A 20640-nucleotide genomic window follows, 5' to 3' on the forward strand; every position below is an offset into this window, starting at 1 on the left:
TACATCTTCAACGGCCGCTGGCAGTTCAGCTCGGGCACCGACCACTGCGACTGGATCATCCTGGGCGCGATGCTGGGTGACGGCGAGGGAAAGCCGTTGATGCCGCCGCAGATGTTGCACATGATCCTGCCGCGCAAGGACTACGAGATCGTCGAGGACTCATGGAACGTGGTGGGGCTGCGGGGAACCGGCTCCAAGGACGTCATCGTCAAGGACGCCTTCGTCCCGTCGTATCGGACGATGGACGCGACGAAGGTGATGGACGGCACCGCCCAGCGCGAGGCCGGCATGACCGAGCCGCTCTATCTGATGCCGTGGTCGACGATGTTTCCGCTGGGCATCTCGGCTGCCACGATCGGCATCGCCGAGGGGGCGCTGGCCGCGCACCTGGACTATCAGCGTGAGCGCGTCGGCGCCACCGGAACCGCGATCAAGGACGATCCCTACGTGATGTTCGCGATCGGCGAGGCGGCCGCCGACATCAACGCCGCCCGCCAGGAGCTGCTGGCCAACGCCGACCGCATCTACGACATGGTCGCCGCCGGCAAGGAGGTGTCGTTCGCCGACCGCGCGGCCGGGCGGCGCACCCAGATCCGTGCGGTGTGGCGCGCGGTGTCGGCGGTCGACGAGATCTTCGCCCGCTCGGGCGGCAACGCGGCCCGCATGGACAAGCCGCTGCAACGGTATTGGCGCGACGTCCATGTCGGCCAGCTGCACGCCATCCATGTCCCCGGCACCATCTACCACGCGTCGGCACTGAGTTCGCTGGGCGTCGACCCGCAGGGTCCACTCCGGGCGATGATTTAACTGGGCCGAGACAGCCAGAGGAGGCGCATCACGTTGACCGACCTGAAAAGCCTGGGCTACATCACCATCTAGACGAACGACATCGACTACATCAAGTCCCAGCCCGCCTATGACGGACGGCCGTTCGAGGTGATGCACGGGCTGAGCACCAACCGGGTCGGGGAAGGACACGTCGCACGCGACGATCCGAATGGGCGCCCGGGGATGAGCGCCGGCGAGATCGTCGACCGGTTGGGCTGGCTGGCCGGACCGGGGGTGACGGTCAGCGCGGTGCCCATCCCCGCCCTCAGCGGTGTCGACGAATCCCTCGATTACGCACAATGGGTGATCGAGGAGATCAAGCCCAAAGTGCCGTAACCGATTACCTGATCGTCAAGCCGCGCTTGCGGACCCACCACACCGCGGCGGTGGTGCCTGCGATCCAAACGGCCACGGCAATGGCCAGGTGCACGAAGCTCTTGGTGTCACGACCGAATACCGGCCAGATCATCGCGGGCAACTTGGTCCAGAGCACCTTGTGCTCGACCCCGTTCATCGGGTCGGCGACGTAGTACAGCACGTACGGCAGGGTCAGCACCGTCAGCCAGCTGCCGATGGTGCGCCGGTCGCCGCGCTGCCGCCATCGCCGGACCAGCGGCTCGACACCGACCGGGTGCAGCACCGAGATCAGGTTGCCCACCCCCAGCCAGGACACGATGGGCACGGCGACGGTGGGAATCGTGATCGCAAGCCGCCCAGGCGTTTCCAGGCACAGCGTCAACACCATGGCCGCCAGCAAGGTGGGCATCCCGACGAGCGCAAGCAGGGCAAGGTTTTTGATCAGCAGGATTCGCCAGAACGGCACGCCGTCGGACAGACCCGCCAGCACGCGGTAGTGATCGGCGCCCAACAGGTTGGTGGTCGTGACGTCGGCCAGCACCCACGACGAAAAGTAGGTGCCCACCAAAATCACCCAGTCGGTGTGGTGGCGGCCGATGGTCAGCGGCTGCACCAGCAGCCATGCGGCGGCGAAGACCACGTTGGCGACCACGCCCATCAGCCAGGTGCGGGGCGCGGTGAACGCCCACCGAATCTCGGCGAGCACCGCGGCCCCCAGGGCCGGCTTCTCGAAGTCCTTGGCGGCCCGCCGGGCGGCGGCCGGGCGGGGGGCCGACGCGCGCACGGCGGCGCGCAACGCGGCACGCGCGCGCGGGTGCGTCGGCCGTATCTCGGTGGTGATCAACTGCGTGCTCCTGGCAATCGATCGATCAGTGCGTGATCGCGAACTTCATGCCAGGCAGGATAGCGACATGAACCGCAAGCGTGTCGTCATTGCCGGGCTTGGAGACGCGGGTGTCCTGGCCGCGATCCGGCTGTCCGGGCACGCCGACGTCGTCGGCATCTCCGTCAAGCCCGCGCTGGTCAGCGGTCAGGAACTCGGCGTTCGGCTCTCGCGCCCGCACGATTGGGCCCGCGATTACTGGATACCGTTCGACAGGTTCCGGCGACTCGACCGGGTGCGGACGGTGCAGGCCCAGCTCACCGGCCTTGACCTGGCCGCCCGCACCGTCGTGGGCAAACGCGCCGACGGGGAAGCTCTCGCCGAGGAGTACGACGCGCTGATCATCGCGACGGGGGTCAGCAACGGCTTCTGGCGCCGGCCGACAATGCAGTCCGCGACGGAGGTCGGGGCGGAGTTGCGCGCCGCGCACGACCGGCTGGCGACCGCCCGCTCGGTCGTTGTCGTGGGCGGCGGCGCGGCGGCGGTGAGCAGCGCGCTCAACCTGGCCACCACGTGGCCGGACAAGCGGATCGACCTGTACTTCCCTGGGTCGCGCGCTCTGGGCGAGTACCACCCGCGAATTTGGGACCGGATTCGCGGCCGGCTCACCGCCCTGGGCGTGCGCATCCACCCGGGCCACCGCGCCGTGCTGCCCGACGCCTTCGCGGGCGACGAGATCACCGGCGACCCGGTCCGCTGGAGCACGGGACAACCCCCGGCTTGCGCGGACGCCGTGCTGTGGGCGATCGGGCGGGTGCGACCCAACACCGACTGGCTGCCGCCCGAGCTGCTCGACGAGGACGGGTTCGTGCGCGTGACACCGGAGCTGCGGGTGCCCGGGCACCGGGGCGTCTTCGCGGTCGGCGACGTCGCGGCGACCGACCCGCTGCGGAGCTCGGCCCGCAACCGCGGGGATGCGTTGGTGGCCCGCAACGTCCGGGCCGAACTCAGCGGCGGGCGGCTCGACACCTACCGCGCGCCGACGCGGCGGTGGGGTTCGCTGGTGGGGGTTCAGCCCAACGGGCTGGAGGTGTTTCTGCCCACCGGCCACGCGTTCCGCTTTCCGTCGTGGTCGGTCGAGCGGGTCGTGATGCCGTGGATCGTGCGCTGGGGCATGTATCGCGGTGTGCGGGAGAACAATCCGCTCGGCTGAGATCAGGCGCTGTTGAGCAGCAGCATGAGGCCGTAATCCATGTGGATCTGCTGGTGGCAGTGCAGCAGCGACAGGCCGGGCTGGTCGGCGACGAAGTCGACGTCCATGCTCTGGTAGCCGCCCAGCATCGCGACGTCCTTGCGCACGCCGGCCGTAGGCGTGCCGGCGAATTGGGTGATTTCGAACGTGTGCCGGTGCAGGTGCATCGGGTGCAGGTCGTCGCTGGCATTGCGAAAGCGCAGGCGGTAGCGCTTGTCGCGCTGCACGTTGAGCACGGGCTGGTTGGTGTCCATCGAGAAGGGCGCGCCGTTGAGGGTCCACACGTTGAAGCCGTTGTCGGCGGCGTTGCGCTTCTCGATCAGCAGCTCGATCGTGTGGTCGGGCGGCGGGACGGGCCCGAGCCGCGCGAACAGGCGGTAATCCCACTTGAACGGCGGGGGCGCGGCCCAGGCCGGATCCCCGCCGCGCCCGGCGTACTCGATCACCACACCCATGCCGTGACCGCGGTCATCGTCGGACAGGTCGCCCAGCACCCATACCCCCGGATTGTTCATGGTGACCACCGCCGAAATCCGTTCGGCCGCACCGAGCCACAGCACGGGCACTGCGGCCGGATTCGGCACCGGGTTTCCGTCCAGTGCGATCACGTTGAAGGCATGCCCGGGCAAGGCCAGGCTGCGCGATTCGGTGGCGCTGCCGTTCAGGACGTGCATCAGCACCCGCTGGCCGGTGCGCACCCGGATGGGGTCGTCGTGGCCGAGCATCCGGCCGTTGACCGCGAACGCCCCGTAACTGACCTCGAAGCCGCGGGGTTCGCCGCGAGCCAGCGAGGCCGCCATCGACGACTCGCCCCTTGCCTTGAGCTCCGGGTCTTCTTCGCCGGGCAGGAAATCACTGGCCATGTCACCGCCGCGCGTGAACGCGGGCTCGAATTCCTTGAGCGTCAGGAAGATCTCTTGGTCGTAGGCCCCGCCGTTATCCCTGGGTTCGATGTAGACCGGGCCGACCAGGCCACTGTATTGCCCGCGGGACAGGTCGGCGCGCGGGACCACATGGGTGTGATAGAAGCGGAAGCCCGCCGGGCCGGGGACGAAGGAGATGCGCCGCATGCCGTGCGCGGGCACATAGGGGGTGCCCTCTTCGGCGGAGCCGTCGACGTCGACACCCAAGTGCTGGCCATGCCAGTGCAGCTGCTCGGGGGAACCCGTGTCGTTGAAGACATCCACGGTTGTCCGCTGGCCCTCCTTGAACCGCAGCAGCGGTCCGGGGAATTGGCCGTTGTAGGTCAGGGTCGACACGACGTGGCCCGGTGCCAATTCGACTGTGCCGGTGCCGATCCGCAGCGTGTAGTCGGGCTTGCCGGCGGGTTGTTCGGACCGCCCACACGCGGCGCCCCCGCCCGCGGCCAGGGCGGCGAGCCCACCCCATTTGAAGAAGTCACGTCGATCGAGCGGCACGGTCATCATCCCCGCGGGTGCGCGTCCAGGGCTGGCAACAGGAAGTCGATGCGTCCGTCCAATTCGCTTGCCACCCTTTCGAATTCGCGGTAGCCGCCGGCCGACGGGTCGGGCAGGCTCCAGTGCGTCGTCGCCAGGTCATGGTCGAGCGCGTACTCGCGCACCCTGTCGCAGAGCGTGATCACGCACTCGAAGCGGCGCCGGGCCACGGCGGCCAACGGTTGGGGCCGGCGCCCTGCAAGGTCGATGCCGTACCTGTCGCGCATGACGCGTATCGCGTTGGGGTGCAGCTGCGGTTTGGGGTGGCTGCCCGCGCTCGCGGCCCGAATGCGCCCCTGGCCTTTGTGCTCCAGCAGCGCCGCGGCCATGGGTGATCGTGCGCTGTTACCGGTGCACAAGAACAGCACCGACCGCGAAGCCGGCTTTGCGACGGGTATCGGCGCGAGTGCCGGATGCAGCGCCGCGGCGGCCTCGCGGAACGCCCCGGCGCAGCCCGTGAGGTTCAGGCGGTAGTAGGTGTCGCGGCCGTCGAAACTGCTGCGCCGCGCGTCGACGAGGCCGGCCGAGCGCAGCAGCCGCAGGTGATAGGAAACCAGGTTCTGCGGCTCGTCGACGGCGGCAGCCAACTCCCGCACGCGGCGGTCGCTCCCCGCGAGTTCGGTCAATATGGCCCAGCGCACCGGATGCGAGGCCATCTGCATCAGCGACGGGACCGCCGTCTTATCTGCCACCATCTTGGCCGAGAATACATCAAATCAGTTTGATAGGTTGGCGTGGCGTATGCGGTAAGGAGACCGATTGGCCGACAACGACACCGGCGAGCTTCGCCGGAGCCTGGGCGTGTTCGACGCGGTGACAATCGGACTGGGTTCGATGATCGGCGCCGGGATTTTCGCCGCGCTCGGTCCCGCGGCGCGCGCGGCGGGCTCGGGGCTGCTGCTGGGCCTGGCGGTGGCCGCGGTGGTGGCCTACTGCAACGCCACCTCGTCCGCGCGCCTGGCCGTCCGCTACCCCGCCTCCGGGGGCACCTATGTGTACGGCCGCGAGCGGCTGGGCGATTTCTGGGGATACCTGGCGGGGTGGGGTTTCGTCGTGGGCAAGACCGCGTCGTGTGCCGCGATGGCACTGACCATCGGCTCCTATGCGTGGCCGTCGCACGCGCACCCGGTCGCGGTCGCGGCCGTGGTGGCGCTGACCGCGGTGAACTACGCCGGGGTGCGGAAGTCGGCCTGGCTGACCCGCATCATCGTCGCGCTCGTCCTCGCGGTGCTGGCCGCGGTGGTCGTGACGGCGTTCGCCTCGGGAGCGGCCGACGTCGAACAACTCCGCCCGGCGAATGCGACCGTCGGCGGGGTGGTTCAGGCGGCGGGGCTGCTCTTCTTCGCCTTTGCCGGCTATGCGCGCATCGCCACCCTGGGCGAGGAGGTGCGCGACCCGGCGCGCACCATCCCCCGCGCGATACCGCTCGCCCTCGCCATCACCCTGGCCGTCTACGCCCTGGTGGCAGTCGCGGCGCTGGCGGTAATGGGACCCCGGCGCCTCGGCCAGGCCACGGCGCCGCTGGTGGACACCGTGCGGGTGGCGGGGACGGGCTGGCTGGCGCTCGTGGTGCAGGTCGGTGCGACGGTGGCGGCGCTGGGCTCGTTGCTGGCGTTGATTCTCGGCGTCTCGCGCACGACCCTGGCCATGGCGCGCGACCACCACCTCCCGCACACGCTGACCGCCGTGCACCCGCGTTTCCACGTGCCGCACCGCGCCGAACTGCTGATCGGCGCCGTCGTCGCGGTCTTGGCCGCCACCGTCGACCTTCGGGGCGCAATCGGCTTTTCTTCATTCGCCGTGCTGATCTACTACGCGATCGCCAACGCCTCCGCTTTCACCCTCGGCGCCGATGAGGGCCGCCCGCACCGAGCGATCCCGGTGTTGGGACTGACCGGGTGTGTCGTCTTGGCATTCGCGATGCCCCTGTCCTCGGTGCTGGCTGGCCTGGCGGTGCTGGGCATTGGCGTCGCCGCCTACGCGATTCGGCGCGTCGCGACGAACTGAGAGTGGCGCGCTGATTCGATAAGTGCTTATATAGAAGAATGTCGAAACAAGGGCTGGCATGTTGCCCGACCCTGGCGACGGCCGCGATGGCCGAGTCCCAGGCCAACGAGCTGGCGACGATGTTCAAAGCGCTGGGCGACCCCGTTCGCCTCAGGCTGTTGAGCCTGATCGCCAGCCACCCCGGCGGTGAGGCCTGCGTCTGCGAGATCTCGGCCACCTTCGACCTGTCGCAGCCGACGATTTCCCACCACCTCAAGCTGCTGCGCTCGGCCGGGCTGCTGGACTGCGAGCGCCGGGGCACCTGGGTCTACTACTGGGTGATTCCCGCCGCGCTGCAGCAACTTTCGTCGGTGCTGAAACCATGACCAGGGCGCTCACGGCGGACGCGACGGCGACCCGGCTCCCCATCCTGGACCGGTTTCTGCCGATCTGGATCGGCGCCGCGATGGCCACGGGCCTGTTGCTGGGGCGCAGCGTTTCCGGTCTCGGTAACGCGCTGAGTGCCGTTGCCGTTCAAGGGGTTTCGCTGCCGATCGCGGTCGGCCTACTCGTCATGATGTACCCGGTGCTGGCCAAGGTTCGCTACGACCGGCTGGACGAAGTCACCGCCGACCGCAAGCTGATCGCGTCCTCCGTATTGCTCAATTGGGTGGTCGGACCCGCGGTGATGTTCACGCTGGCGTGGTCGCTGTTGGCCGACCTGCCCGAGTACCGCACCGGCCTGATCATCGTCGGGCTGGCCCGCTGCATCGCGATGGTCATCATCTGGAACGACCTGGCGTGCGGGGACCGCGAGGCCGCGGCCGTGCTGGTCGCGTTGAATTCGCTGTTCCAGGTGGTCATGTTCGCCGCGCTGGGCTGGTTCTACCTGTCGGTGCTGCCCGGGTGGCTGGGCCTGCCCCAAACCGGCATCCACGTCTCCCCGTGGCAGATCGCCAAGGCGGTGCTCGTCTTCCTCGGCATTCCGCTGCTCGCCGGATACCTGTCCCGCCGGCTGGGCGAACGAACCCGGGGCCGCGACTGGTACGAAACGCGGTTCCTCCCCCGCATCGGGCCGTGGGCCCTGTACGGGTTGCTGTTCACCATCGTGATTCTCTTTGCCCTGCAGGGCCACGCGATCACTTCGCGGCCGTGGGACGTGGCCCGCATCGCGATTCCGTTGCTGGCCTACTTCGCGATCATGTGGGCGGGCGGGTACGGCCTCGGACTGCTGCTGCGACTCGGCTACGCCCGCACCGCCACCCTCGCGTTCACCGCCGCCGGGAACAACTTCGAACTGGCCATCGCGGTCGCCATCGCGACCTACGGCGTCACGTCGGGGCAAGCCCTTGCCGGGGTTGTCGGACCACTGATCGAGGTGCCCGTGCTAATCGCGCTGGTCTACGTGTCGCTTGCGCTGCGCCCCAAGCTATTTCGCGGAGCCCAGGCCGATGCCCGGTAAACCCAGCGTCCTGTTCGTCTGCGTGCACAACGCCGGGCGCTCGCAGATGGCCGCCGCCTTGCTGAGCACGAAGGCCGAAGACCGCATCGAAGTCCGCTCCGCCGGAACGCAACCCGCCGACGAAATCAACCCCGTTGCGATTGCCGCGATGGCCGAGCTGGGCATCGATATCACCGCCGCCAGCCCGAAAGTCCTCACCGGCGACGACGTGCAGCGCAGCGACGTCGTCATCACCATGGGCTGCGGCGACACCTGTCCTTACTTTCCGGGAGTGTCCTATCGCGACTGGAAAGTGCCCGACCCCGCAGGCCAACCGCTCGCCGCGGTGCGCGCCATCCGCGACGACATCGCCCAGCGCGTCGAGGCGCTGATCGCCGAACTCCTACCCACCACCACCCCATAGCCGCACCGTAAAGAAAGGACACCTCATGTCTCGTGTGCAACTCGCCCTCAACGTCGACGACCTCGGCGAGGCGATCGCGTTTTACTCCAAGCTGTTCGGCACCGAACCGGCCAAGGTCAAACCCGGGTACGCCAACTTCGCGATCGCCGAACCCCCGCTGAAGCTGGTGCTGCTCGAGAACCCCGGCCACGGCGGCAGCCTCAACCACCTCGGTGTGGAGGTCGCCTCCAGCGACACCGTGCACGACGAAATCGCGCGCCTGACCGAAGGCGGCCTCGTCACCGAGGAGGAGCTCAACACCACCTGCTGCTTCGCCAACCAGGACAAGGTGTGGGTCACCGGCCCCGGCGGGGAACGCTGGGAGGTCTACACCGTCATCGCCGACTCCGAGACCTTCGGACCCAGCGACGAAGCCGTAGAAAGCTGCTCTTGTAGCGGATAGGCGGGCCGATACGGTTCCCCGGGAGGCCGAACGGGAAGACTGAGCGGATGGCCGACCCCGGAGAAGACGCGTTCGAAAAGCTGGTCGCGGTGCTGAACTACCCGATGTACGTGGTGACCACGCGGGCCGACGACATCGCGGCGGGCTGTCTGGTTGGGTTCGCCAGCCAGACCAGCATCCACCCGCCTCGATTCCTGGTCGGGCTGTCCAAGAAGAACCACACGTTCCGGGTCGCCACCGAGGCGACTCACCTGGCGGTGCACGTGTTCGACCGCGAGCACCTCGACATCGTGGAGCTGTTCGGCAGCCAAACCGGCGACACGATCAACAAGTTCGACCGCTGCTCGTGGCACAGCGGTCCGGCGCAGGTGCCCATCCTCGACGACGCGGCCGCATGGTTCGTCGGCGAGATTGTCGAGCGCTTCTCGCTGGGCGACCACGTCGGGCATCTGCTCGCGCCGGTGGACGGCCGGCCCCCGCGGGAACTGGAAAGCTGGGTGTCCTTCAGCGACGTTCAGCATCTGGAACCCGGCCACGAGGCGTAACGGTGATTCCCCGGGTGGGCACCGTTGCCGGCATCGCCGAACTCGCTTCGTTCTACTCCGATCCCCCGCCGGGCGTGCGGGCCAACATGATCTTCAGCGCCGACGGCGCGGCCGCGTTCGGCGGCCGGGCCGGTCCGCTGTCATGTCCCGTCGATCAACAGCTGCTGAAAACCCTGCGGGGCTTCGCCGACGTCGTCCTGGTGGGCGCCGGCACGGCGCGCGCTGAGAACTACGGCCCGGTGCGGCTCATCGACGCGGGCCGGACCGCACCACCCCCGATCGCGGTGATCAGCCGCAGCGGCCGGCTGCCGTCGAGGCTGTTCGACGACCCCGACCAGCCACCGATCGTGGTGACGTGCGCGCAGGCCGCGGCGGCGCGAGAGGACTTCGGCGACGGCGGGCGGCAGGTATTGGTGGCGGGCGAAGAATCCGTCGACGTGGCACGGGTCGTCGCGCTGCTGCGCGCACGAGGGCTGCAACGCATCCTGTGCGAGGGCGGCCCGACCGTGCTCGACGAGCTGGTGGAGGCCGATGCCGTCGATGAGATCTGCGTGACTTTGGCCCCCAAACTCGCCGCCAGCCAGCCGGTGGGCCACCGCCTGACGCCGTCGTCGCTGCCCGCACCGGTGACGATGCGCCTCGAACACGCGCTGGTTTGCGACGGCTACCTGTTCTTGAAATACCGCCGCTGATTCCGCTCGACATGCAGCCGACGGGACCGCTTCCTATGATGGAAATGCCCGGTTGAACACTCACATCGAATCGCCTGCGCGGCATCATTTTCAGTTCCTCGCCGTCCACTTTCTCGAGCCACACAGAGGAGGACTATCGGCCAGGTGAGCAGCTCAAAAGACGACCATGACTACCGCAATCTGGCGGTCAACCGGCTGCGGCCCAGCGAACTGCAATGGGCGCTGAACCACGACGCCGTGCACGGAATCGCGTACGCCTTCAAGAATCCCGTCGCCGTCGCCGAATCCATCGACGATCCCGACGACGACAGAAAGACCTATCTGATCCGCGTCAAGCGCGACGACCTGGCCAACGCTTTCGGGAAGATCAACGACTGGATCACCGAAAACCCCGGCCCCGCCGGGATGCAGGCCTTCGGATTCGTGCGGGCGCTGTCCCGCGAAGGGCTGACCGAACGCACCAGCGGTGACGACGAACTCCGTTAATCCGCGTTGCGCAATTAGCTGGCTTTCGCTATTCACCGTGCCCAGCGGCCTGTGAAACCTTAGCCTTATGCCTGCGCACGGTCGGTGACTGAGGAGTCGGGATGGGTGACACGACCGCGGATTCGCGGGAGGGTTCGCAGTTCGGGCCATATCTGCTGCGGCGGCTGATCGGTCGCGGCGGCATGGGCGACGTCTATGAGGCCGAGGACACGGTCCGGGAACGCACCGTCGCGCTGAAGCTGATGTCGCAGACGCTGTCCACCGACCCGGTCTTCCGCTCCCGCATGCAGCGCGAGGCCCGCACCGCGGGCCGGCTGCAGGAGCCGCACGTGGTCCCGATTCATGACTTCGGCGAGATCGACGGCCAGCTGTATGTCGACATGCGCCTGATCGACGGCAAAGACCTGGCCACCATGCTGAGCCGGTACGGGCCGCTGTCCCCGCCCCGGGCCGTGGCCATCGTGCGCCAGATCGGCTCGGCGCTCGACGCCGCGCACGCCGCCGGGGTCCTGCATCGCGACGTCAAGCCGGAAAACATCCTGGTGAGCGCGGACGACTTCGCCTACCTCGTGGACTTCGGGATCGCCAGCGCCAGCGCCGACGAAAAGCTGACGCAGATCGGCACCACCGTGGGCACCGTCAAATACATGGCCCCGGAGCGGTTCAGCGACTCCGATGTCACCCATCGGGCCGACATCTACGCCTTGGCCTGCGTGCTGTACGAGTGCCTGACCGGATCCCCGCCGTACACCGGCGACCAGATCAGCGTGATGGGCGCCCACCTGCACCAGGCGATCCCAAAGCCCAGTGCCGCGCGGCCGGGCATCCCGGTCGCCTTCGACGCGGTGATCGCCCGCGGCATGGCGAAGGATCCCGTGGACCGCTACGCCAGCTGCGGTGACCTGTCCGCGGCCGCCTACGCGGCGCTGGCCGAACCCGACCAGGACCGGGCCACCGACATCCTGGCGCGCAGCCAGGTGGCGCGGATGCCGGCGGCGTTCGCCGGCCAGCAGCCCGGGGGAATCGCCCAGGCCGCCCCCGCGCACGCCCCGTCGTCCGGCCCGATGTGGGCGGCGCCGCCACCACCCGGGGGCCCGGGGCCCCAGCCGACGGGCTGGCCCGGCGCCCCCACCTGGGGTCCCAGCACCACCGGGGCGCCATGGGGGCAGCCGCCGCGGCGCAGCAAAAAGCCCTGGCTGTGGGTGGGCGTCGCCGCCACCGCCCTGGTGGCCATCGTGGGCGTGGCGCTCGCCGTCGTTCGACCGTGGGAGTCGTCGTCCGCGCCCACGCCGAGCAAGCAACCCCCGCCACCGGACGCCGTTGCGCTCCGGGTCCTCGATGACGGTGTATTCGTCGGCAGCTCGGCGGCGTCGATGACCATCGACATCTTCAACGAACCCATCTGCCCGCCCTGCGGCAGTTTCATCAGGTCGAACGCGGGTGACATCGAGAGCGCCGTGAACAACAAGAAGCTCGCGGTGCGCTACCACCTGCTCGACTTCCTCGACGACAAGTCGCACAGCAAGAACTACTCGACCCGGGCGGTGGCGGCGTCCTACTGCGTGGCCGCCCAGAATGACGCCAAGACCTATACCGCCTTCTATTCGGGCTTGTTCGCCAGCAACTTCCAGCCGGCGGAGGACGCCGCGGAGGACCGCACCGACGGCGAACTGGCCCAGCTGGCCAAGACCGTCGGTGCGGACGCCGACGTGCTGACGTGCATCAAGTCCGGGGACGAAGTCGGCGCGGGCAAGGCGAAGTCCGCGGCCGGGTACGCGACGCTGTCGGGGCTCAACGCCAATTCGACACCCTTCGTGTGGGACGGCACCGCGTCGGTGAACTACTCCGACCCGACCTGGCTGACGAAGCTCCTCGGATAGCCCGCCGATGAGCGATGACATCAGGGCGAGCGACGACGACCGCAACGCCATCTGCCAGGCGCTCGACGCGGCGCTGGGTGACGGTCAGCTGTCGACCGAAGAGCACCGCGAGCGGGTAGCCGCCGCTACCAGGGCGACCACCCTGCGCGAGCTGCGGTCGCTGGTGACCGACCTGCAGATCCGGCCGGCCCCGGAGCGAACGCCGGCCCCGCGGTCACGAATCGGCCGGCGCGGGGCCTGGATCGCCATCGCCTGCGCGGTGGTGCTGCTCGGCGCGGGCCTCGCCTGGGGACTGCAGCGCGACACCCCGTCCGCCCCACCGGCGGCGACCACCCCCACCGCGGCGCCTGCCGGCTCCGCGGCCCCGGCCACAAGCACGACAGCGCCGCCGGCGCAGCTATTGACCCTCAGCGGGGTGAGCGGGGTGCTCGCCCAGATGCGGACGCAGTTCGGCGACACGATGGGCTACCAGCTGAACATCTACCAGGATCAGGTGGTGGTCCAACGCCCGGACACCGCGAACGCGCAAAAGATGGTGACCTGGCTGTACCGCGACGGCAATTGGGCGAGCGTCGGGCCCAAAATGGCCGTGTCCTCCCGCCTGGCGGTCGGTGACCTCAGCAAGTTCGACGTGCAGGCGGTCGTCGGCGTCGTGCAGCAGGCGCCCCAGACGCTGCACGTCTACGACGCCAACCGGATCTTCCTGGCTGTCGAGTCACGCAAGGACGGTGACCTGAACTTGCGTATCAACGTCTCCGACGGCGCCCTCAGCGGGTCCATCGCGGTGGCCGCGGACGGCACCGTCGTACAGATCTCTCCCCCGGCCCGCTGATCCCGGCGGCCCACTGATCGCGCGACCGACACGTGCCGGGACGATGTTGTACGTTTCGTGCGGTGAGGCCAGCGGGCGCTCGCCGCCATGGTCCTTCGATGGGAGTCAGCAGTGACCGGCGCGCAGGACTCGCGGGTGGGCACGATGTTCGGGCCCTACCGGCTCAACCGGCTGCTCGGTCGCGGCGGGATGGGCGAGGTCTACGAAGCCGAGCACACCGTCAAACAGTGGACGGTCGCGCTCAAGCTGATGTCCCACACGTTCAGCCAGGACCCGGTGTTCCGCAAGCGAATGGAGCGCGAGGCCCTCATCACGGGCCGGCTGTTGGAACCCCACGTGGTCCCGATACACGACTACGGCGAAATCGACGGGCAGCTGTATCTCGAGATGCGGCTCATCGAGGGCGTCGACCTCGGCAGCCTGATCGAACGGGTCGGGCCGCTGCCGGCACCGCGGGCGGTGGCCATCATCCGGCAGGTCGCGTCGGCCCTGGACGCCGCCCACGCGGCCGGGGTGACCCACCGTGACGTCAAACCGCAGAACATCCTGATCACCGGCGACGACTTCGCTTATCTCGTCGACTTCGGGATCGCCAGCGCGAAGACCGACGAAAAACTCACCCAACTGGGCACCGCGGTCGGCACATTGAAATACATGGCGCCCGAACGGTTTTCCAGCGAAGAGGTGACGCCGCGCGCCGACGTCTACGCGCTGGCCTGCGTGCTCTACGAATGCCTGACCGCGACCCCGCCCTATCGCGCCGACAGCACCGGCATGCTGATCAGCGCCCACATGATGCAGCCCATCCCCAAACCCAGCGAGCAGGGCTCCGGGGTGAGCCCGGCCTTCGACGCCGTGATCGCGGGCGGCATGGCCAAGGATCCGATCGAGCGCTATCCCACCGCCGCCGCCCTGGCCGAGGCCGCGCACCGGGCGCTCACCAGCCCCGAGCGCGAACGCGCCGACACGATCCTGCGCCAGAGCGAAATCCTCTCCCCCGCAACACATTCCGCACCGATTAAGCGCAACCACTGGCCGATCGTGGCCGCCGCCGCGGTGCTCGTCGTCGCCGTCTGCGCGGTCGGGCTCTGGCTTATGCTGAAACCCGACGGCCAGCGGCACGCCAAGGCAACCGTCGCCAAGACCCCGCCGCCGTCGACCGCCGCCCCCAACGGCGACCAGGCCCGGCTGATGAGCCTGCTCCCACCGGGCTACCTGGCCGGCACGTGCACACCCGCGACCCCGGAGTCGGGCAGCGTCTGGGTGCACGCCGTCGCCATGGTCACCTGCGGGCAGAACACCCAGCCCGGCGGTCCCAGCCACGCCACCTACGGGCTGTTCCCGACACCGGACCGGTTGAAGAAGGCCTTCACCGACGACATCGCCAACGTCAGCCTGGTGAATTGTCCCGGCGAGGGCCGCTCACCGGTCAGCTGGCACTACGACCAGACCCCGAACGAGATGGCCGGGCTGATCGCGTGCGGCACCTACAACAATCACCCGAACGTGATCTGGACCAACGACGAGAAGCTGATGCTCAGCGACGTGTCCGGGGACCCGGCCACCGTCGAAGACCTGCACACCTGGTGGGATGCCTACGGTTGATCCCGCCGTTCGGCGTCGGCGTCGTCGACCGTCAGGGGCAAGGCCAGCTCTTCGAGGGGGCGGCGTTCGGCCGCGATCCCGAGCCGCAATTCGACCAGCCCCGCGATCGCCATGACGGCGGCGCCCGTCAGGAACGACCACACCACCTGACCGCGCTCCCCGGAATTGATCAGCTGCCCGAACAGCAGCGGGCCGGTGATGCCGCCGATCGCGGTTCCCACCGCGTAGAAGAACGCGATCGCCAGCGCCCTGGTCTCCATCGGGAAGATCTCGCTGACCGTCAGGTAGGCGGCGCTGGCGCCGGCGGAGGCGAGGAAGAACGCGACCGCGAGGACGGCGATGAACGCCCAGACCCCGCCGATCTGGGTCACGAACAGCACCGCCAGGATGGCGGCGACGACCGCGGACCCGATGTAGGTGGCCGTGATCATCGGCTTGCGGCCGATGGTGTCGAAGAGGTGGCCGAGCGCCAGCGGCCCGACGAAATTGCTGAGCGCCCAAAGGATGAAGAACAGCGGCACCTTCCCGGACGGCACCCCGTAGAACCCGCTCAACAGCGTGCCCAGGTTGAACGTCACCCCGTTGTAGAGGAACGCCTGCCCGGTGAACAGCGCCAGCCCCAGGATGGCGCGTTGCGGGTAGAGCTTGAACGCCACCCTGGCGATTTCGCGGAACGAAATCGTCTCGCGCTGGCGGATTTTGAGCTCACGTCCGTGCGGCTCGGGCAGTGGCTCCCCGGTTTCCTGCCGCACCGCTTCCTCGATCTCGCCGACGACCCGCTCGGCCTCCTCGTCGCGGCCATGGATGAACAACCACCGCGGACTCTCCGGGACGTTGCGCCGGACGAGCAGGACGAAGATGCCGAAGATGGCGCCGACGCCGAAGGCGAGCCGCCAGCCGATGTTGGGCGCGAAGTGCGAGGTGTCGAGCAGGACGAGCGCGCCTGCGGCTCCCGCGGCCGAGCCGAGCCAGTACGTGCCGTTGATGATCAGGTCGACGCGGCCGCGCAGGCGCGCGGGGATCAACTCGTCGATGGCCGAATTGATCGCGGCATACTCGCCGCCGATGCCGGCACCGGTGAAGAACCGCGCGGCGAAGAAATACCAAGGGGCGAAAGCGAATGCGGTCGCAACCGTGGCCACCAGGTAGACCGCCAGGGTCAGCATGAACAGATTGCGCCGCCCGAAGCGATCCGTCAGGTGACCGAAGAACAGCGCGCCCAGGCAGGCGCCGGCGATGTAGAACGCGGCCGCCAGGCCGATCTGCGCCGCGTTCAGGTCGATGCCGCTGTCTCGCTCGGTGAGGCGAGCGGATACGTTGCCCACCATCGTGACCTCGAGCCCGTCGAGGATCCACACCCCGCCGAGACCGATGACGACGCGCCAGTGGAATCGAGACCACGGGAGCCTGTCCAACCGCGCCGGCACGCGGGTCGTGATGGTTCCGGTTTGCACGCTTCCGCTCATCTGGCTCCTATCCGAGGTGATTGGAGAATTACCCAAGCGAGGCGCACGGCAAGCCTCAGCCGCGTTCGGCGCGCGATTCCTCGGGGGTCCAGGCCTGCGGCTGGCCCGGGTGGCCGGGGAACAGGAAGTCGATGAACGCCGCGGCGGTGGGCTGCGGTTCGTGGTTGGCCAATCCCGGTCGTTCGTTGGCCTCGATGAAGGCGTATTCGGCGCCGGTGACGTCGGGCACCAGCAGGTCGATGCCCGTCACCGGGATGCCGATCGCCTCGGCCGCCGTCACCGCGACCCGGCACAGTTCCGGGTTCACCACCGCGGTGACGTCGTGGATCGTGCCGCCCTGGTGCAGGTTGGCGGTGCGCCGGACGCGAAGCCGGGTGCCCTGGGGCAGCACGTCGTCGAGCGTCCAGCCCGCCTCGGCGACCGTCGACTCGGTGAGGTCGTCGAGCGGGATGCGGGACTCGCCACCGGTGGCCGCGGAACGCCGCCGGCTTTCGGCCGCGATCAGGTCGCGGATGCTGTGCTCCCCGGTGCCGATGATCTCGGGCGGCAGCCGCAAGGCCGCGGCCACCACCCGGCCGTCGATCACCACCAACCGAAGGTCGTCGCCCTGCACGCGCTGCTCGATCAGCACGTCGGGGTATTGCTGGCGGGCGCGGGCCAGGGCGGCGGCGAGCTCCTCGGGACCGTTTTCGGCGGTCACCCCGACGGTGATGCCCTTGCCCTGCTCGCCGCGGGTCGGTTTGACGACGACCTCCCCGACCTCGGTGAGGAAGTTGTAGTCGCCCTCGTCGAAGGTGGCCAGCCGCGCGCGGGGCACCGTGATGCCCGCCTCCGAGACGAGGCGGCGCGTCAGCCGCTTGTCGTCGCAGCGGCACATGGCGACCGCCGAGGTGTATTCGGACAGCGATTCCCGGGTGACGACGCTGCGTCCGCCGTGGGTGAGGCGCATCTCGCCGGTCTCGGCGTCGAGCACCTCCACCCAGATGCCGCGGCGCAGCGCCTCGTCGGCGATGATCCGCGCGTAGGGGTTGAGGTCGTCGACCGTCTCGGGCGGCGGGCTGAAAAGCGGCTCGTTGATGGCGTTCTTGCGCTTGATCGCCAGCACGGGGACGCGACGGAAACCCAGCTTCTCGTACAGGCCGATGGCGGCGGCGTTGTCGTGCGCGACCGACAGGTCCATGTAGGCGCGGCCCGCGTTGCGGAAGCGGTCCGCCAGCGCGCGCGTGAGGGCGGCGCCGATCCCGGGAAGTCCGGCGGCCGGGTCGACGGCCAGCGTCCACAGGCTCGACCCCTGCTCGGGGTCGGAGAACAGCAGTTCGTGGTCGACGCCGGTGACGGTGCCCACCACGGCGCCGTCTTCGTCGCGCACCGCCAGCAGGTAGGTCACCGCGGGCACGTTCAGGTGGTTGTTCCAGATGACGTCGACCCCGGCCGGGACCATCCCGCAGCGAACGTAGACGCGGTTCATGGCGTCGGCGTCGACCGGATCGTTCAGCGTGCGCACGGTCACGCCGAGCGGCGCGGGCGACAGCTCTTCCGGCGTGGTATCGGTGAAGCGCAGGCGGTAGGTGTGGCTGGGGTCGATGAAGAGCTCGGTCGGCGCTTCGGCGACCACCACGTGGGATTCGCGGGCGTAGATGCAGATGTCGCGGCGCCCGGGCCCCTCCCTGCGCAGCGCTTCGACCAGCTGGTGGGCGTCGGCGAAGGTCTGGCCGAAAATAAGCCGGCCCCAGCCCAATTCGAGCTCGACATCCTTGGCCATCGCCTCCACCAGCTCCGGCGGCGAGGCGTCGTGGAGGCCCATCGTGATCGCCTCGGTGTGATCGCCGGGGGGATCGGTCACGGTCATGCCACCGGGCCCGTGATGCCGTGTCGCTGCAGCCAGAGTTCGAGCAGGGCGAGCTGCCAGAGTTCATTGCCGCGCAACGGCGTCAGCTTGCTGTTGGGGTCGGCCAGCAGGGCGTCGACCGCCTCCGTGCGAAACAGGCCGCGCTCCTTGGCAACTGGTGCATACAGCGCGTCGCGCACCATGTCGAGGTAGGGCCCTTCGAGGTGGGTCAGCGCCGGGACCGGGAAGTATCCCTTGGGCCGGTCGATGACCTCCGACGGAATCACCCGTCGCGCAGCCTGTTTGAGCACGCCCTTGCCCTCGTGGGCGATCTTCAGTTCCGGCGGGCAGGTCGCCGCCAGCTCGACGAGCTCGTGGTCCAGGAACGGCACCCGGCCCTCCAGGCCCCATGCCATGGTCATGTTGTCGACGCGCTTCACCGGGTCGTCCACCAGCATGACGGTGGTGTCGAGCCGCAGCGCGCGGTCGACGCCCGTCTCGGCGCCGGCGCGGGCGAAGTGCTCGGTGACGAAGCGCTCGCTGGGGTCGCCCGGGGCCATGATCCCCGGCCCGAGCAGGCCCGCCATTTCCGCCGAGTCGCGGTCGAAGAAGGCCCCGCGGTACTCGGCGACTGAACCCTGCAGGGAGGCGGCGGCCGGCGAGCCCATCGGCGGGTACCAGTGGTAGCCGGCGAACACCTCGTCGGCGCCCTGGCCCGACTGCACGACCTTCACGTGGCGCGCCACTTCCTGGCTGAGCAGGTAGAAGGCCACGCAGTCGTGGCTGACCATCGGCTCGCTCATCGCGCCGATCGCCCCGTCGAGGGCGGGCAGCATCCGGTCGGTTTCGATGCGGATCTGATGGTGGTCGGTTTCGAAGCGCCGGGCGATGATGTCCGACCACCGGAACTCGTCGCCCTCGACGCCGCCGGCCGACTCGAAGCCGATCGAGAAGGTCATCAGCCCGTGCTGGCCCGCCTCCGCGAGCAGGCCGACGATCAGGCTGGAGTCGACACCGCCCGACAACAGGCAGCCGACCGGCACGTCGGCGACCAGCCGGCGCTTGACCGCGACGCGCAGGGAGTCGAGCACCGCGTCTTCCCAGTCGGTTTCCGACCAGCCGGCGCGGTCGTCGTGCCGGGTGAAGTCGGGGGTCCAGTACGTGGTGGTGGTGCGCCGGCCGTCGGGCTCGATGGCGACCAGCGACGCGGGCGGCACCTTGCGGACGCCGCGCAGGATGGTCAGTGGCGCGGGGACCACCGAGTGGAACGTCATGTAGTGGTGCAGCGCGATCGGGTCGATGCGGGTGTCGACGCCGCCGCCCGCCAGCAGCGCCGGCAGGGCCGAGGCGAAGCGGATCCGGTGGCTGTCCTCGGTCAGGTAGAGCGGCTTGATCCCGAGCCGGTCGCGACCGAGCAGCACCCGGCCGCTGTCGCGTTCGACGATGGCGAAGGCGAACATCCCATGCAGGTGGCTGACGAAGTCGTCGCGCCAGTGGTGATAGGCCTTGATCAGGACTTCGGTGTCGCTGTGGGAGAAGAACCGGTAGCCGTGGCCGGTGAGTTCGCGGCGCAGCTCTTTGTAGTTGTAGATGCAGCCGTTGAAGGCGATGGCCAGACCCAGTTCGGGGTCGACCATCGGCTGAGCGCCCGCCTCGCTCAGGTCGATGATCTTGAGGCGGCGATGACCGAGCGCGACACGGCCCTGTGACCAGGCGCCGGAAGCATCGGGGCCGCGTCGCGCCATCACGGCGGCCATTGCTGACACCGCTGCTACATCGGGGACCTGCCCGTCGAGCCGTACCTCCCCGGTGACTCCGCACACTCCTTGAACCATACCGAAGGCGGTTGCGGCGCACCCGTACGGCCACTGTGAAATGCGTCGGCGCGCAGCTCGGACCGGTTCCCGGGGGCCGATCGCGGCGATCTCTCAATTCGGGCGCGCTTTATCGTGGGGGGCCGGAGATTACCGGCGGCGGTACCCGCGACGTTAAATCTTGGTTGCGCTCTGCTCTCGCCGTTGGCGAGCCACTGGGCCGGCCACGACGTCCGCCCCTACCGCTCAGGCGGCCGCGCGGCGGTGGTTGCAAATGGCGGTCGTTGCGGCACATGACTTTTCGGTCTCCGCGTGGCATCGGCCGCCCGGCACGCTCGGGCACCCGCCGCCAACCTCCCTGAAAAACGTGGCAGATTTGTGTGAGGTGGCGCGGTGGAAGCCGGCAGGAAAACTTCGGCGATCCCGGCTAATGTTCAGCCACCGTTAGGGCTTGGAGCCCAGATGCCACATCGAGGAACATC

17 protein-coding genes and 2 pseudogenes are annotated in these 20640 nt (G+C 68.9%); 13 read left to right on the forward strand and 6 right to left on the reverse strand.

The window, feature by feature from the left end:
* The coding region (locus A5697_RS11900) for an acyl-CoA dehydrogenase family protein (protein ID WP_068010534.1) at positions 1 to 807 on the forward strand (807 nt) is incomplete at its 5' end.
* Between the two features lie 81 nt (positions 808 to 888).
* Positions 889 to 1164: pseudogene (locus A5697_RS11905) on the forward strand (LLM class F420-dependent oxidoreductase); the annotation flags it as partial.
* Between the two features lie 4 nt (positions 1165 to 1168).
* Here the strand turns inward: A5697_RS11905 and A5697_RS11910 are convergent.
* Positions 1169 to 1969, reverse strand: a complete 801-nt coding sequence (locus A5697_RS11910) for a hypothetical protein (protein WP_068010562.1) — start codon at positions 1967 to 1969, stop codon at positions 1169 to 1171.
* Positions 1970 to 2096: 127 nt separating this feature from the next.
* On the opposite strand from A5697_RS11910, the gene A5697_RS11915 reads away from it, so the two are divergent.
* A complete protein-coding gene (locus A5697_RS11915) occupies positions 2097 to 3221 on the forward strand; it encodes an FAD-dependent oxidoreductase (RefSeq protein ID WP_068010536.1) in 1125 nt (374 codons plus the stop codon).
* Positions 3222 to 3223: 2 nt separating this feature from the next.
* On the opposite strand, the gene A5697_RS11920 is transcribed toward A5697_RS11915, so the two are convergent.
* Entirely contained in the window at positions 3224 to 4684 is a 1461-nt protein-coding gene (locus tag A5697_RS11920) for a multicopper oxidase family protein (protein WP_068010539.1), read from the reverse strand.
* Complete coding sequence (locus A5697_RS11925) at positions 4684 to 5412, reverse strand: ArsR family transcriptional regulator (protein WP_068010541.1); 729 nt, start codon at positions 5410 to 5412, stop codon at positions 4684 to 4686. The genes A5697_RS11920 and A5697_RS11925 overlap by 1 nt, the downstream gene beginning before the upstream one ends.
* 64 nt (positions 5413 to 5476) lie before the next feature.
* Between A5697_RS11925 and A5697_RS11930 the strand changes: the two genes are divergently transcribed.
* The 10 genes and pseudogenes from A5697_RS11930 (at position 5477) to A5697_RS11980 (ending at position 15050) form a co-directional block, all read left to right on the forward strand.
* A complete protein-coding gene (locus A5697_RS11930) occupies positions 5477 to 6724 on the forward strand; it encodes an APC family permease (RefSeq protein ID WP_068010543.1) in 1248 nt (415 codons plus the stop codon).
* 38 nt (positions 6725 to 6762) lie between these two features.
* Positions 6763 to 7089, forward strand: a complete 327-nt coding sequence (locus A5697_RS11935) for a helix-turn-helix transcriptional regulator (RefSeq protein WP_067945955.1) — start codon at positions 6763 to 6765, stop codon at positions 7087 to 7089.
* Positions 7086 to 8568 (forward strand): annotated as a pseudogene (gene arsB, locus A5697_RS11940) (ACR3 family arsenite efflux transporter). The gene A5697_RS11935 and the pseudogene arsB overlap by 4 nt, the downstream one beginning before the upstream one ends.
* Before the next feature lie 25 nt (positions 8569 to 8593).
* Entirely contained in the window at positions 8594 to 9010 is a 417-nt protein-coding gene (locus A5697_RS11950; protein ID WP_067945961.1) for an ArsI/CadI family heavy metal resistance metalloenzyme, read from the forward strand.
* A 47-nt stretch (positions 9011 to 9057) separates the two neighbouring features.
* On the forward strand, positions 9058 to 9555 hold the full coding sequence (locus A5697_RS11955) for a flavin reductase family protein (RefSeq protein WP_068010547.1): 498 nt from the start codon (positions 9058 to 9060) through the stop codon (positions 9553 to 9555).
* Between the two features lie 2 nt (positions 9556 to 9557).
* Positions 9558 to 10247 carry a pyrimidine reductase family protein gene (locus A5697_RS11960; RefSeq protein WP_068010549.1) on the forward strand — a complete coding sequence of 230 codons (690 nt, stop codon included), beginning with the start codon at positions 9558 to 9560 and terminating at the stop codon, positions 10245 to 10247.
* A gap of 144 nt (positions 10248 to 10391) precedes the next feature.
* Entirely contained in the window at positions 10392 to 10733 is a 342-nt protein-coding gene (locus A5697_RS11965) for a hypothetical protein (RefSeq protein ID WP_067945967.1), read from the forward strand.
* Between the two features lie 101 nt (positions 10734 to 10834).
* Positions 10835 to 12613 carry a serine/threonine protein kinase PknE gene (locus tag A5697_RS11970; protein WP_068010551.1) on the forward strand — a complete coding sequence of 593 codons (1779 nt, stop codon included), beginning with the start codon at positions 10835 to 10837 and terminating at the stop codon, positions 12611 to 12613.
* Positions 12614 to 12620: 7 nt separating this feature from the next.
* The gene (locus tag A5697_RS11975) at positions 12621 to 13445 is read left to right on the forward strand and encodes a DUF1707 domain-containing protein (RefSeq protein WP_068010553.1); all 825 of its coding nucleotides are present in this window, start codon (positions 12621 to 12623) and stop codon (positions 13443 to 13445) included.
* 111 nt (positions 13446 to 13556) lie between these two features.
* Positions 13557 to 15050: a serine/threonine-protein kinase gene (locus A5697_RS11980; RefSeq protein ID WP_068010555.1), complete on the forward strand. Its 1494-nt coding sequence runs from the start codon at positions 13557 to 13559 to the stop codon at positions 15048 to 15050.
* Here the strand turns inward: A5697_RS11980 and A5697_RS11985 are convergent.
* From A5697_RS11985 to A5697_RS11995, 3 genes are read right to left on the reverse strand one after another with little or no spacing between them, the layout of a single operon-like run.
* The gene (locus tag A5697_RS11985; RefSeq protein WP_067950028.1) at positions 15041 to 16516 is read right to left on the reverse strand and encodes an MFS transporter; all 1476 of its coding nucleotides are present in this window, start codon (positions 16514 to 16516) and stop codon (positions 15041 to 15043) included. The two genes, A5697_RS11980 and A5697_RS11985, sit on opposite strands and share 10 nt — an antisense overlap.
* Positions 16517 to 16571: 55 nt before the next feature.
* Entirely contained in the window at positions 16572 to 18365 is a 1794-nt protein-coding gene (ngg, locus tag A5697_RS11990) for an N-acetylglutaminylglutamine synthetase (RefSeq protein ID WP_068010557.1), read from the reverse strand.
* On the reverse strand, positions 18362 to 20167 hold the full coding sequence (locus tag A5697_RS11995; protein ID WP_068010560.1) for an N-acetylglutaminylglutamine amidotransferase: 1806 nt from the start codon (positions 20165 to 20167) through the stop codon (positions 18362 to 18364). The genes ngg and A5697_RS11995 overlap by 4 nt, the downstream gene beginning before the upstream one ends.
* Between the last annotated feature and the right edge of the window lie 473 nt (positions 20168 to 20640).

This window comes from Mycobacterium sp. E3251 (assembly GCF_001666835.1).
Classification (GTDB): domain Bacteria; phylum Actinomycetota; class Actinomycetes; order Mycobacteriales; family Mycobacteriaceae; genus Mycobacterium.

Bases quoted from the DNA above. Each gene is read 5' to 3' on its own strand.
- A5697_RS11915 (WP_068010536.1), top strand. From the start codon at position 2,097: ATGAACCGCAAGCGTGTCGTCATTGCCGGGCTTGGAGACGCGGGTGTC.
- A5697_RS11920 (WP_068010539.1), bottom strand. From the start codon at position 4,684: ATGACCGTGCCGCTCGATCGACGTGACTTCTTCAAATGGGGTGGGCTC.
- A5697_RS11925 (WP_068010541.1), bottom strand. From the start codon at position 5,412: ATGGTGGCAGATAAGACGGCGGTCCCGTCGCTGATGCAGATGGCCTCG.
- A5697_RS11935 (WP_067945955.1), top strand. From the start codon at position 6,763: ATGTCGAAACAAGGGCTGGCATGTTGCCCGACCCTGGCGACGGCCGCG.
- A5697_RS11950 (WP_067945961.1), top strand. From the start codon at position 8,594: ATGTCTCGTGTGCAACTCGCCCTCAACGTCGACGACCTCGGCGAGGCG.
- A5697_RS11955 (WP_068010547.1), top strand. From the start codon at position 9,058: ATGGCCGACCCCGGAGAAGACGCGTTCGAAAAGCTGGTCGCGGTGCTG.
- A5697_RS11970 (WP_068010551.1), top strand. From the start codon at position 10,835: ATGGGTGACACGACCGCGGATTCGCGGGAGGGTTCGCAGTTCGGGCCA.
- A5697_RS11975 (WP_068010553.1), top strand. From the start codon at position 12,621: ATGAGCGATGACATCAGGGCGAGCGACGACGACCGCAACGCCATCTGC.
- A5697_RS11985 (WP_067950028.1), bottom strand. From the start codon at position 16,516: ATGAGCGGAAGCGTGCAAACCGGAACCATCACGACCCGCGTGCCGGCG.
- ngg (WP_068010557.1), bottom strand. From the start codon at position 18,365: ATGACCGTGACCGATCCCCCCGGCGATCACACCGAGGCGATCACGATG.